Here is a 13,085-nt window from a genome sequence, read left to right on the forward strand (position 1 = left end):
TTACTTGTCTAAGATTACGTAAGAACCTTTAGCTCCTGGAATGGAACCACTAACTACTAATAAGTTTTGCTCAGCATAAACTTTCAAAACCTGTAAGTTCTGAATTTTTACCCTGTCTCCACCTGTTCTTCCAGCCATGCGCATTCCTTTGAATACACGTGAAGGGAATGATGATGCTCCCAATGAACCTGGGGCACGTAAACGGTTATGCTGACCGTGAGTCTGCATACCAACACCGGCAAATCCGTGGCGTTTTACAACACCTTGAAAACCTTTACCTTTTGAGGTACCTACAACATCAACAAAATCGCCTTCTGCGAATGCGTCAACGGTTACTACATCACCTAAATTAAGTGAAGTTGTAAACGAATCGAATTCTACCAGCTTGCGTTTCGGAGTTGTGTTTGCTTTCGCGAAATGGCCTTTTAACGGTTGAGTTGTGTTTTTCTCTTTTTTCTCATCGTAACCCAACTGGATTGATGAATACCCGTCTTTTTCTTCGGTCTTTACTTGTGTAACTACACAAGGCCCAGCCTCGATTACCGTACAAGGAATGTTTCTTCCTTCGGCATCAAAGATACTGGTCATTCCTACTTTTTTTCCAATAATTCCTGACATTTTATCTTTTCTTTTTAACACCCATCGAAGCAGTAGGGCTTCGTTCAAGGTGGTTGTACATCCCCCGAAAGGGACGGCAAAGATAGACAAGAATTATTAATTTTCAAATAGTTAGCGAAATATTTTTTCAAATAAATTGCTGATATGATGGGATTTAACTAAAAAAGAGATGTTAATGTGCCAAACCGCCATTTAAACTGATGGTTATAATGGCCAAAATGATAAATCCAATGAGTACATATAGGTAATCGCGCTCAATTAAAAAGCTGAAAATAGCAAAAACAATACGTGCAATTGGTGTAAAAATGAGCATCAGGATACCAAATTGCACAATGGCATCGCCCTGAAAACTAGATACTCCCTTAAAAATGGCCACTATGGATGAAAACTTGCTCAGCTCAGGTTTAAAAACTTTATAGTCAGTAACGGCCCCACTATTATGGATTAGAAAAATGGCGCCACCTATTAATACAATGCTCATCGAAATAATTACACCTGCGCGCAGAAGCGTACCCAAAATTACCTGAATATCTTTATCGTTTAGGTTTTCTTTTCCTCTAATACTCATTATAATCCGCTTATTCCTTTATAAATCATCTGCAAAGCCAAGAATACAACAACTACGGCAAATATCATTTTGAGCTTATCGGTTTTTGCTCTTAATAAAATTTTTGAGCCAATAGTTGCGCCTGTCAGCACCCCAATACAAACGGGCATGGCAATACCCGGATCTATCTGGCCACGATGTAAGTAAACCACCGCACTGGCTGCTGCCGTAACCCCCATCATAAAATTACTGGTTGTTGTTGATACCTTAAAAGGCAAACGCATAATGTTATCCATCGCGATTACTTTTAATGCTCCACTCCCAATACCCAGCAAGCCCGATAATGTTCCGGCAAAAAGCATCATTAAAAAACCTCCCGGAACATGTTTTACCGCATATGGATGATCTATACCTTTATCCGGATAAGATCCATTGAGTTTAAAAAAATTGGCCCATTTATCGGTATTATCTAAAGTAGTATGATCTACCTTTTTTTTTAGCGTCATGATGGCCGAAAAAATCAGGATGCAGCCAAATAGAATAGCAATATAGTTGGCATTAAGATAAACAGCTACAATTGCACCGCACACCGCACCTATTGTGGTCGCGATCTCTAAAAACATCCCAATCCGGATATTGGTAATCCCTTCTTTTACATAAGCTGCTGCCGAACCCGAAGAGGTTGCAATAACAGAAACAATTGATGCACCTATAGCATAATGGATGTCAACCCCTAAAGCTAAAGTGAGCAATGGAATAATAATTACTCCCCCACCCAGGCCCGTTAGTGAACCCAATAATCCGGCTAAAAAAGCACCTAATAAAATGATAATGGTAAACAGCAATACCGACATGCGGGCAAATATAATGCACTCTTTTTGGGTAAACGAAGAATTAAGTGAATAAAATAAAGTCTATATGTTATATGGATGATGTAAGATGGAAGGAGGAAAACGGAAGATGTAGGAGGATAACAGATGATTAAATTTACTTATAATATAAAGGCGATTTACTTGTATGGCGTAAGCGCACTACTCGTATTTGGGTAGCAGTGATTTTATATGACACCCTGTAATGATATTTTTCGAAGGCTCTCCAACTACCATCATTGTCGATCTTATATTTATCAAGAGCATATTTTTCAGAATGCTCACTAAGGGCTATGGTTAGATCAATAATTTCATCGCGAACCAATATTGCGTGTTTTAAAGAATCTAAAGCAATGTAGTTAAAAACTTTTTTTAATTCTAACCTTGCTTTTTTACTCCAAACAACTACCATTTACTAGCCTCAGCTTTTAGTTGAGTTGCTGAAATAAAATCACCCCGTTCTATTTCTGAATTTCCATCTTCAAGATCTGCATTATATTCTTCCAAGGTCTGCTCTTCATCAACTAACCTCTCTGATTTATCAATATTATAATTTAAACCCAACGCATCCAAAACAGCCTTAACAGCTTTTTCTGATTTTTTATTGTCAATATTTACAGTTAAAGTTATCATAATAATAAAGTTAAAAAATAATAGGCAGAAATTTTCGGTTGTTTAAGCTATTAAAACTGTTTAATTGTAAAATTGTTGCCAAGCCCTAATTACAATTTATAATATAGCTTACTTTCTTTATTCAAATCAACACCACTAAAACTTTCAAGTAGTTCAAAAGCAATTTGCCGAACAGTTTCAGGAATTGGGTTAATGGCCGATTTATTACCTTTTGCATCCTTTACTGTCCAGCCCGAAGTACTTAGCACCAAAGGCTCAGTATTGGCTAATGATTTAATTATTTTAGCTCTTGTAAAAGCAACCCCATCCGAATCGATAATCACTTTTTTATTGTTCCACCAGTTTTCTTGTGATACTCTTTTTAATTCCGAATGATCTAATTTAGCAGAATAACCCCAACCTTTCCCGGTTTGATGAGCCAGTTTTAATAAACCGATAAAATTGGTAAGGCTTTTAGGGTTATAGATTTCTGAACTACAGTACATTTCGAGGTGGCTGAGTTTAAGTTGCCCTAGCAATGCTTTCGAATGATCGGTGTTATGAAAAATTACTCCTGTCTTTTCAGCAATTAGGCGGATAGCAGTTTCATTCCCATTATCGTACTCCCCACAAAGTATTTCTATCTCTCTTAATTGTTGTTGCAACAGCGAAACCAGTTCAGGTTTATTCAGAATGGTCTTCATCCCTAATCGTTACTTGCCTAATCGCTTAATCATCTCCGCACTTAAATCCCGTCCATCATTTAAACGGTTCGCGAAGAATGATTTGGCAGCTTCAAAATGTTCTTTATAACCTTTTAAATCTCCATAACCAATAATCGATGCCCATTCGTGCACAGCTGTATGAAACTCTAAATCGTCTCCACGGATAGATTTATCATACAAAGCAGTATTAATCGACTCTTCTAACATTTCTTCGTTTTTGAAAAGATATTCGGCAATGCCCAACCTCAATTTAAAAGGTGGCGTTTGGCAGATCAGGTTATCGTAAGGGTTTACGCCCATTTTATACCAGGCATATACCATGCTCAGCAAACTTAAATGCGAATTTGGTTTCTGTTTATGGCTCGCATCCGATAGGCTGAATTCTTTCATGATGTTATCATCCAACAGTAAAAGCGCACGACTTTCGTGAAAAACGAAATCGCGGGCCGCATAGATCTTTTCCCTAAACGCTGCTTCATCTTCACAGATCATCAGTTTAAACAGTTCAGATTCGGCCTGCGCATAATATTTTACCTGTTTCTGGGCATAGGGATTTAAAATGGCCAAGCCAGCATAAATGTGTGATTTATAGCTAAAAATCCTCAGCGTGGTCAAAATTTTCACATTATCTATTCCACCTGCATATGCTGGGTTATCCCAGGGGAAAAAACCTGCATTTTTCCATGCTGAGCCCATGCTTTCGAACCCCATGTGTGTTACTGCCTGTGTATCGGCCACAATGCGGTCGTGTTCCCTATAATCGTCCATTTCAATAATGTTCGATTTTAAAGATTTATAAATTTCTAAAGCTTTGGCATAAATAGCATCGGTAGCACGGTGACGTACCACCACAAGTGTTTGCCCTTCCGGACTAAAAGCCGGACCATGTAAAGAATGGCAGGTTACAATCTGGGTATCTTCAGGAAGATGTTTTTCGAAAGCTGCAATTTCTGGATGTTTAACCGAGGTTTGCCCGGCAACTATGGCACCATATTTTGTTGAGCGGGCAAAAGCAGCTACCACCTCATCAATTTTTTCGGCTTCAACGCAATAGATAATAAAGTCTGATTTACGGGCAACCTCATGGCCATCAATTAAAACTTCGATTCCTTTAGGTTCCAGCTCATTTTTTAAATCTGTAAAACGTAAGGGCATATCTGCCCCACATACCTTATAACCAGCGTTTACAAACGATAGTGCATACAATTTGCCCATATCGCCTAAACCAATAATTCCTATTTGCATGAAACAAATGTAACCTATCGCAAATAAATTTATAATAAAACTTAGATAAAATTGTTATTTAGAATGTTAAACCAGAACAATTTTATCGATTTGCCAAAACCTTAAACAAATTTTATTAACCGGAAAAATAGATAAAAATGTAGTTTTACATTCTAACACCTATATTTAAACTATGCAGAAAATTAAACACACCCTATTGTTTTTAGGCGCTATGCTATTTTTAAACGTTGCGTTTGGGCAAGCTTTACCTGACACTACGAAAAATACCGACCCATCTCTAAATGGCCAGTATCAGTTCATGTTAAAAAAATCTAAAAGCTTCAACGGCGCAAGGCTGATCAATCCATCACGGTTATCGTCCTTATGGAAAAGTGTTAGTGATACGCTAAGAAAAGAACGTAAGCAGCTGCAGGAAGCCCGTCAGGAAATTAAAGCACAGGCCGGTAACATTTCGAGCTTAAAAGGCGAAGTAAATGGAAAAGAAAGTTCCTTGGCCAATGCCAATGCTGCTGTTAATGAAATTAAATTTTTAGGCATATCCTTCAATAAAGGTACCTATAATACTATTGTTTGGGCCATTATTATTGTACTCGGAGTAGGTTTGGCCTTTGTAATTTTCCAATCAGGTAAATTAAGGCACGAAGCAAAATATAGAACGGAACTTTACCAGGAAGTGGCTGATGAATTTCAGGCACACAAAGTAAAGGCAAAAGATAAAGAAATGAGACTTGCCCGTGAGTTGCAGGATGAGCGTAATAAATGGGATGATGGCCGGGGAAGATAGTCTAAACTAATATCATTAAATATAATACTGTCAGTCTGAGCTTGTCGAAGACTTTTCAATAGTTGAAAACAAATAATATTTGTCCTTCGACAGGCTCAGGATGACATTTTTTTTTAGAAAAGCAGGGCTAGTAGTGCTTCGGTTCCGCTAGCCCCGCCATTCGCTTTACCTCACTGCGTTCAGTGTCCGCTACTGTCGGGTTTATGGAATATGGGTTTGTGGTTATGGAAACCAACCGATGCCTAAAACACGAAACGTTCCTACGGAAAAAAAACACTTTTTTCTACCGAGGCGCCGTCCCGATGGGACGAATAATTAATTATACGAGACAAAAAGGATGGGTGGTAGCTAAACACACGTGTTTTCTTCTTAGCTTGATGACATTGCCCGATTGGACGGAAGACAAGGAGGCAACTTTATCAACACAAATCGTCCCATCGGGACGTCTCTTGGGTAGCCAATTTATAATTGGCATTTTTCGTTCCATAGGAACGTTTGGTGGTAAACCATTAATAGACGTACACCATTTGGCCACCTAAACCCGATCGAAGCGAGATGCCAATTCCTTTAATTGGCAGAAGCGGGAGCGGGACTGCTCTTCGCCAAAGCTAATAGAACTGCTTTCCAAAAAAATAACGGTTTAAAAAACAATTAAATTATGGGATAAATCTGTAGCTACATTTAATAATAGATTTCTCCATTCCGTTACACGTCAGTCGAAATGACGATAACACGTTTAATTCTTAATGCTATATTTCAAGCCTACTTCAAATTCGCCATTGCTATAACTTTGCATTTTTGAAGTATTGGTGGTGTACTGGAACAAAATTGAAAACTGATTTTTATAGTTTGCGCCAAAACCCGCGGTAAAACTGTTAGTGCTATGATATATACCGTTCAGCATCAATTTATTCCCTAAGAACTGAAGGTTTACACCTGCATCAAAAATACCATCATAATTCTGCACCCCCCTATACACCAATTTCGGCTCAATACTGTTGATTACTTTATCAGTTGTGAATTTATAACCCGCTGCGATAAAATAAATCGATCGGTCTACTACGTTTCTCAGTACATCTCTTTTAAAAAACCGTTTAAGATTAGGCAAAGCAGCCTGTAGTGTTAATTTATCGGAGCGGTAAGCAACTCCAAAATCGCCATCAAGATACAGCCTGCGATCGTTAAAACTATTAAGCACATCGTCGTCTAAATCACCTTTGGCTTTACCAAAGTCAATCCATTCATTCATTAAGCCAGCCGACAAGCCGAAATCCAAAAAGTTAGTCTCACCGTTTAAAGGCAAATGATAAGCATAAGTTACAGTAGCCCTTGTACGGTTAATGGCTCCTGCACCTTCATTGTAAAAAAGGAATCCCAGGCCTACTTTAGTATTCGCTAAACCATAGTCGCCAGTTAAGTACTGGATCTTTGGTGCTCCGTCTATCCCCGTCCACTGTGTTTTAAATGCCGCATTTAAATTTAGTCCGGTCTCTAAACCAGCCATTGCCGGGTTGGCCAAAAACTGGTTCTGATAGTAGATGCTCCCCATGGGGTTAAGCTGAGCAAATGCTGGTGTAACAAACAAAAACAACAGCCCGGCCATATAACATTTCATTTTTTTCACGCCGTTATTTTTTATATAAGATTGATATAAAACCTTTAATAGAACCATCTCCCCCCAAATCGAGCATATAATAATAAGTATCTTCTGTAAGCGGCTTTCCGTTAAGATAGCCATCCCAGTTATTTTGGTAACTCAGGGTAGTATAAATCAACCTTCCTCCTCTATCAAAAATGGATAATTTGTTGTTCGGATACTTTTCCAAGCCCTTAGTTACAAAAAAATCATTTTTCCCGTCTCCGTTTGGGGTAAGGATATTATTTACAATGGCTACGTCGGCTGTGGTCTGTATAGTTAGAAAAGGCTGCAAAAATCCTTGGGTCAAGGTGATATTGGTAGATTGAAAAGTTTGCACCAGGGCCATTTCTCCAATACTGAAATCATATAATTGATTATTAATCTTACCACTGCCACTGGCCGAATTAACCACATAAGGCAAACTTTGCGCAGTAGCGTTTGTCGCGAAAAACATCAACAGCAAGAAAACAAATAAATAGGATATTTTTCTCATCGTGTTTAGTTTAAAGAAATCCATGTCGAACCATCGCTTTGAATGGTGAAAGTTTTTGCTCCTGTAATGGTGGTTACATTAGAATCATCATTCAACAAAACAGGATTGTTTAACATAACATCGCCTGATGATAAAGCCTTTACAATTACATAAATCCTTCCTTTACAGCTCGAGGCTGTTGGAAGATTAACACTTACCGCTGAACCAGCATTTTTTATCCGTACCGTGTAATGGCTGGCATCGAGCGTTAATGCGCCTGTGGCCGTATAGGTTAAAACACTTGCTGCAACAGAACCATTAATGTTTAAAGTACTGGCATTTGCTGGGGCATAAGCCACAGAAGATGCAGCAGCAGTTCCATTAATGGTTAATGCGCCACCATTCGCTGCAAAATCGCCAGCTATTAAAGGGTATGAGGTATTGGAGTTAGCGACTACCAGGGTATTATTTACGTTTGTGCTATTAGCGGCAGCATTGCTTCCGATAAAAACATTCCCTGCCCCATTATTTTTCGAACCGGCGGCATAACCAAGTGCTGTATTATTGTCGCCATTACTGGCTTCAAGTGCCAAACTTCCGATAGCTGTGTTTGAGATACCAGTTCTATTGGCCATTAGGGTATGTGTACCAATTGCAGTGTTATTAGAGCCTACCGTATTAATGGCTAAGGCCTGCGAGCCAAAGCCGCTATTGTTAATAGCACTAAAACTCTGCTGTAACACCAGGTAACCAAAAGCACTGTTTTCGTAACCTGAAATGTTAACAGATAATGCTTCGCGGCCAAATGCACTGTTGTAAAAGCCAGATACATTAGCAGTAAGTGTTTTATAACCGTAAGAAATATTGTTTTCGGATGAATTGCCTAAACGGCCAGATTTTAAACCGTTAACCAAAAAGTTAATGGCTACGTCATCTGTATTGCCCAGGAAATTATTATTTTGATCGGTACTACCCGTATTCCCTTTTAATGCCCAGGCATTGGCATTTGCAAATAATGTCCTGCTGATTAATTCGGGCTTACCGGTTACTGCATTGGTGATATATACTTTGTTTGCATCGCTTACCCCATCAGTAGTTAATTTAGCCACCGTAACCGAAGCATCAGCAAGCTTTGGTGTAGTTACTGATCCATCGGCCAGTTGAAGCGTATTTACGGCCAAATTGTCTATATTAATATTCTTAACTTCCTTGTTCCCGATTTTTATAGAGGTTACTGCAGCGTCGGCTAATTTTGCCGTTGTTACTGCCCCGTCTGCCAGTTTAAGTGTGCTAACCGCCCCTGCATTGATATCAATTACCACATCTTTCAATAAAGCCGTAGCGCCATTAGCACTGATACTCAAATCAGTTGAGGTTAATGCCTTAGCTCCCGACAGTTGGCTTACATCCAATGTTACTGGTTTCCATGCTGCCCCATCGAATAGGAGCACCTGATTATTGACTGGCGAAGTGGCATTTAATGTCTTTCCCTGAAGATTAGCCAATGTAGGATTTGGATAATTCCCCGTTAAATCGCCACCAGCTACTCCTGTTGAAGGACCAACTGGCCCTATATCACCTTTATCTCCCTTATCACCTTTTATGCCGGGTATGCCCTGCAGACCTTGTAATCCGGTAGCGCCAGTTGCTCCTATATCTCCTTTTGCTCCTTGTGGTCCTGTTGCACCCACTGCTCCTTGTGCACCGGCAGCACCAGTTAAGCCAATTGGCCCCTGAGCACCTGTTGCTCCTGCAGCTCCCGCCGGGCCTTGCGGACCTGCAACGCCCGCAATGCCTTGTGCACCAGCAGGACCAGCTACACCCGGATCGCCTTTGGCTCCGGTTGGCCCATTTGCTGCATAAAGTGCGTATGGAACACTTAGTAATTGTGCAGTACCAGCCAAACTAAAATTTGTACCGTTATCAGGATCAATTTCGACCTTAACAAACTTTAATCCACTTGCCCAGGTTACTCCAGCTATTGTGCCGTTAACCGAGCTTGCACCTGTAGCCCCAATTGCCAATGCATATAAACCTAAAGCATTGGTTGTTACATTTCTTACTTCCGAATACTGAACAGTTCCCGTTGAAGATCCATCTAAAATACTAATCCGCAATGTTATATTTTTATTGGCCAGTGCAGTACCATTAGTATTTCTTGCTGCTCCTTGATAGTTAAATTGTTGTGGGGCTTGTGCTTTAACAGCCAAGGTGAAGCCCATGCTTAACAAAGCAATTAGTAAAAGTTTTTTCATGTATCGGGATGAGATCTAAAGCGTCAGGCGTAAAAAATAAGGGAGCCTAACGATCAAATCTAACAATTAGTACAAGTTACTGCATTCGCTTTACACAAAAAGCTAATTACAAATACTAAAACGATTTTAAAGAACTACAAATCAACAACTTAAATAAAATTAAATTTTATAATTTTACACAAACAGCCAATTTAAGGCTGATTTAACCCCTCAAATCAGAAGAAAAATAGGATCAATTAGCAATTAACCTCACATAAAAAGTAAAAGTCAGAAAATTATTTTTAGGTTTCTGAAGGGAAGGATATTCCCTTAATATTACGGTATAAATCAACAGCGTACAAATCAGTCATACCCGAAACGAAATCCAATACGCTCTGTATTATAGAATAAATATCAGTCAAATCAGTATGATATTGTTTAGGAATAAGTTTAACCAGTTTTTTGTAATAGTGTGTATTGTTGTGGATCAATGCAGGAACAAACTCTTCCAATAAACCAGCCATGATTTTATATCCAGCCACTTCTTTTTGTATTACCGATGAGAAATTGTAGATACGCTCAACAGAAATTTTTTCTACGGCTTTCCAGGCAGAAATATAGGGGTCGGGCAATAAATCGGTTAAACTTTGATTAAGCTCGCCTTTCAATAATTTTTCTTGTTCCCTAAAAAATATACCTGCGCATTGGTTCGTTAACGTATTAATTGCCTTTGCCCTTAACAGACCGATTTTTGCATCGTCGTCTTCATAATCATTTTTTAAACGATCTTCGATGCTGGCAGAATTGGCAAAAGGCAACAGATAACTTTTTACTTCTTCGTAAGAAAGTATCTTTAAACGGTGTGCATCTTCCAAATCGATGATGCTGTAACAGATATCATCGGCAGCCTCCACGAGATAAACCAGAGGGTGGCGCTTGTAAATGAGGTATTCGCTTTCTTCTTTTTCCAGATGAAGCTCGCCCGCGATCTTTTTAAAAGTTTCTTCTTCCGATTGAAAGAAACCGTATTTCTTACGGTGCAGCACCCCCTTTTGTTTACCAGCAATTGAGGCGCAAGGATATTTTGCAATCGATGCCAAAGTAGAATAGGTCAAAGCATAAGCATCGTTACCTTTTCCTTTTAATGGATGGGTAAGAATCCGGATAGCATTTGCATTACCTTCAAAATTAATTAAATCGTGCCACTGCGATTCGTTCATTTCTTTCTGATAAACTTTCCCGTCACCATCGGTAAAATACCTTGAAATAGCTGCTTCGCCTGAGTGCCCAAAGGCTGGGTTTCCCAAATCATGCGCTAGTGCAGCGGCAGCCACTATATTACCTACTTCATTAATTAAAGGAACATCTTTAATCAGTTGTGGTTGCAGTTCTTCTACACTTTTTAAAAAAATATTAGCCATAGAGCGGGCCACACTGGCAACCTCCAAACTATGCGTTAAACGGTTATGTACAAAAACACTTCCTGGCAATGGGAAAACCTGGGTTTTATTCTGCAATCTTCTAAAAGGAGACGAAAAAATCAACCGGTCATAATCACGCTGAAAATCAGACCGTGCCCGATCTGTGCTGGCACCATATTGTTCTTGTCCGTATCTCTTGTTCGAAAGTAAATATTTCCACTCCATTTGTCCCGTTGGCATTTAAAATTTGGCGCAAGTTAAACAAAACGCGAAAATGGTTAAGCATAAAAATTTAGGTAAATTTTACCATTAAAATTGTGCTCCAAACTATTTCTAACCTTATCTGTTTAGTGTAAATAAACAATACTATGAAAACGAACATATATAACAAGGAAGAGCATATTGAAGGTTATGTAGGATCAGGTGATGAGCAATCAGAAAAATCTGATGTACAAAAAGCTTACGAAGAAGCTAACAACACCGACGTAGTAACCAGTTATGGCAAAGAACCGAGCGAATTGATTAAGGGAAATCCTTTAGCCAAAGACGGCCTGGATAATTCTGGCACGCAAGGTAAAGATTCTCTTAGCGACGACGCTTACAACAGTTCGGATAAAAACCCAACCATACAGAGCGCTGCAAGCCATACCGGAAGTTCTTCCGACGATTTTAAAACGAATACCAGCATTAATGAGGCTGATGAAAACCATGCTTTAAATACAGGAATATAAACAGATAATTATGGGACTATTAAAATATGCCATTTTAAGTGCAGCAGCCGTATATGGTTTTAAGTATGCCACAAAAAAGCGGGTAACTGATGGTAAATCCTTGATTGATGACTTTAAGGAAAAAGCCCCCGAATACGTAGATAAGATTAAGAATTATTCTGAAAAAATAAGACAGGATTATCGGCAAACAAGTGATTTATACTGACAATTAATCGAGTGTAGAAATACACATTAGATTGACATATATCAATATATTAATACCTAACATCTTGTAAATTGACGATAAGTTCTTGAAATTTGCAGCGCTGTAGGATTCGCGACAAAGATTAACTAAAAAAAAATCAGAGACTAACGATTTAAGGGCATTTGCTTCTTGATTAACGCATTTCAGTTGTGGAATCCTAATTAATTTCCATCTACCGGAAAATGCATAAATTTTATAAAGGGATTATTCTATATGGATAGTCTCTTTATAACTGGATCATAAATCTTTTCCCTTCAAACCTTTCTCGTTATTCTTGTTTCTGTTTCCAATGTCTTCACCCTGACTTAAATTCGAATTATTTAAATTTTCATTTACGGCATGCGTAGGATCATTTTCTGTTTTCAATAAATGCGCTTCATCTGGCTGATCTTTACGCTTAAAATCAGCTCGTTTATGCCCGTAAGTAGCCTCTCCATTATCCCATTCAATATCCTCCTCATTGCGGTTAATCTCCGAATTAGGATCTATGTTTTTATTTTCATTCATCTCCATAGCCATTTTTCTGTAAATACTTCTTATTTAACAACAATTAGTACAATAAAAAAGTTTAATCGGGCATTAATATATAAATCGCAGCCTTTTGCCTTTTTAACCGAATCCTACCACCAATTTGTGGTTACTGTACGCCTTTACTTTGATCTATCTCTGTGCTACTATCCAAATCATCTTTAGATGATCCATTTTCATCACGATGCTTTGGTGGATTCTCCATTCTACTTTCTTCCAGTTCAGAAAAATCTCCATCTTTTTGATTGGCTACTTCGCCATGTGAAGATGGGGTTTCTTTCAATTTTTCTTTAGGATCCGCAAAATCCTGTCCTTCAACTGGTAATCCTTGTTGCGTTTTATCTTCCTTAGCCATACCAGTACAACCAGCTAACGTTGCTTTTGTTTTAGAATTTGGATGCATAAAAAAAAGGTCT

The 13,085-nt window shown here is 38.7% G+C and carries 16 protein-coding genes; 3 read left to right on the forward strand and 13 right to left on the reverse strand.

The window, feature by feature from the left end:
• The 7 genes from rplC to ASU31_RS09920 all read right to left on the reverse strand — a co-directional run bounded on the left by rplC (position 1) and on the right by ASU31_RS09920 (position 4,616).
• Complete coding sequence (rplC, locus tag ASU31_RS09890) at positions 1-618, reverse strand: 50S ribosomal protein L3 (protein ID WP_057932251.1); 618 nt, start codon at positions 616-618, stop codon at positions 1-3.
• Between the two features lie 172 nt (positions 619-790).
• On the reverse strand, positions 791-1,186 hold the full coding sequence (locus ASU31_RS09895) for a DUF1634 domain-containing protein (protein WP_057932152.1): 396 nt from the start codon (positions 1,184-1,186) through the stop codon (positions 791-793).
• Complete coding sequence (locus tag ASU31_RS09900; RefSeq protein WP_057932153.1) at positions 1,186-2,019, reverse strand: sulfite exporter TauE/SafE family protein; 834 nt, start codon at positions 2,017-2,019, stop codon at positions 1,186-1,188. Before ASU31_RS09900 ends, ASU31_RS09895 begins: the two co-directional genes overlap by 1 nt.
• Before the next feature lie 133 nt (positions 2,020-2,152).
• Entirely contained in the window at positions 2,153-2,446 is a 294-nt protein-coding gene (locus ASU31_RS09905; RefSeq protein WP_057932154.1) for a type II toxin-antitoxin system RelE/ParE family toxin, read from the reverse strand.
• Positions 2,440-2,667, reverse strand: a complete 228-nt coding sequence (locus ASU31_RS09910) for a hypothetical protein (protein ID WP_057932155.1) — start codon at positions 2,665-2,667, stop codon at positions 2,440-2,442. Before ASU31_RS09910 ends, ASU31_RS09905 begins: the two co-directional genes overlap by 7 nt.
• An 89-nt stretch (positions 2,668-2,756) precedes the next feature.
• Positions 2,757-3,350 carry a hypothetical protein gene (locus ASU31_RS09915; protein ID WP_057932156.1) on the reverse strand — a complete coding sequence of 198 codons (594 nt, stop codon included), beginning with the start codon at positions 3,348-3,350 and terminating at the stop codon, positions 2,757-2,759.
• A 9-nt stretch (positions 3,351-3,359) separates the two neighbouring features.
• Entirely contained in the window at positions 3,360-4,616 is a 1,257-nt protein-coding gene (locus ASU31_RS09920) for a prephenate dehydrogenase (protein ID WP_057932157.1), read from the reverse strand.
• A gap of 172 nt (positions 4,617-4,788) precedes the next feature.
• Here ASU31_RS09920 and ASU31_RS09925 point away from each other — a divergent pair, with 172 nt between their 5' ends.
• Complete coding sequence (locus tag ASU31_RS09925; RefSeq protein WP_057932158.1) at positions 4,789-5,400, forward strand: hypothetical protein; 612 nt, start codon at positions 4,789-4,791, stop codon at positions 5,398-5,400.
• A gap of 736 nt (positions 5,401-6,136) precedes the next feature.
• Here the strand turns inward: ASU31_RS09925 and ASU31_RS09935 are convergent.
• The 4 genes from ASU31_RS09935 to dgt form a co-directional block, all read right to left on the reverse strand.
• Complete coding sequence (locus ASU31_RS09935) at positions 6,137-7,015, reverse strand: PorP/SprF family type IX secretion system membrane protein (protein ID WP_245224527.1); 879 nt, start codon at positions 7,013-7,015, stop codon at positions 6,137-6,139.
• A gap of 13 nt (positions 7,016-7,028) precedes the next feature.
• A complete protein-coding gene (locus ASU31_RS09940; RefSeq protein ID WP_167346172.1) occupies positions 7,029-7,532 on the reverse strand; it encodes a T9SS type B sorting domain-containing protein in 504 nt (167 codons plus the stop codon).
• Between the two features lie 5 nt (positions 7,533-7,537).
• Complete coding sequence (locus ASU31_RS09945) at positions 7,538-9,766, reverse strand: beta strand repeat-containing protein (protein WP_057932161.1); 2,229 nt, start codon at positions 9,764-9,766, stop codon at positions 7,538-7,540.
• A 281-nt stretch (positions 9,767-10,047) separates the two neighbouring features.
• Entirely contained in the window at positions 10,048-11,406 is a 1,359-nt protein-coding gene (gene dgt, locus ASU31_RS09950) for a dGTP triphosphohydrolase (protein ID WP_057932162.1), read from the reverse strand.
• Positions 11,407-11,534: 128 nt separating this feature from the next.
• On the opposite strand from dgt, the gene ASU31_RS09955 reads away from it, so the two are divergent.
• Positions 11,535-11,897: a hypothetical protein gene (locus tag ASU31_RS09955; protein ID WP_057932163.1), complete on the forward strand. Its 363-nt coding sequence runs from the start codon at positions 11,535-11,537 to the stop codon at positions 11,895-11,897.
• 10 nt (positions 11,898-11,907) lie between these two features.
• Positions 11,908-12,102, forward strand: a complete 195-nt coding sequence (locus ASU31_RS09960) for a hypothetical protein (RefSeq protein WP_057932164.1) — start codon at positions 11,908-11,910, stop codon at positions 12,100-12,102.
• A 276-nt stretch (positions 12,103-12,378) separates the two neighbouring features.
• Here the strand turns inward: ASU31_RS09960 and ASU31_RS09965 are convergent, their stop codons facing one another.
• Together ASU31_RS09965 and ASU31_RS09970 are read right to left on the reverse strand one after the other, a co-directional pair.
• Positions 12,379-12,648, reverse strand: a complete 270-nt coding sequence (locus ASU31_RS09965) for a hypothetical protein (protein WP_057932165.1) — start codon at positions 12,646-12,648, stop codon at positions 12,379-12,381.
• Between the two features lie 130 nt (positions 12,649-12,778).
• Positions 12,779-13,072: a hypothetical protein gene (locus ASU31_RS09970; protein WP_057932166.1), complete on the reverse strand. Its 294-nt coding sequence runs from the start codon at positions 13,070-13,072 to the stop codon at positions 12,779-12,781.
• Positions 13,073-13,085: the final 13 nt, after the last annotated feature.

It is taken from the genome of Pedobacter ginsenosidimutans (assembly GCF_001442625.1).
Classification (GTDB): Bacteria; Bacteroidota; Bacteroidia; order Sphingobacteriales; family Sphingobacteriaceae; genus Pedobacter; species Pedobacter ginsenosidimutans.